The 245-nt window shown below is 49.0% G+C and carries 1 pseudogene; it reads left to right on the forward strand.

The features are described from left to right. Nucleotides 1-194, forward strand: a pseudogene (locus Q4563_RS21850) (flagellar hook protein FlgE); the annotation flags it as partial. Nucleotides 195-245 lie beyond the last annotated feature (51 nt).

Genomic DNA, 245 nt, shown 5'->3' on the forward strand with positions numbered 1-245 from the left:
CACTCGGTAGTAGTTCCACCGCCCCAGGTAGTGGCGTTAATTTACTAACACTTCGCCAGCAAATTGGTCAGGGCAACCTGAACTTCACTGAAAACCAGTTGGACTTATCCGTAAGAGATGCAGGCTTTTTCGTGGTTAGCGATCAGGGGGAGCAGCTCTACACGCGTTCTGGTGCTTATGGCCACGACAGCTAAGGCATTATCTACACCAAAACGGGAATGAAATAACAAGGTTACAGAGCCGAT

This window comes from Gilvimarinus sp. 1_MG-2023 (assembly GCF_030548285.1).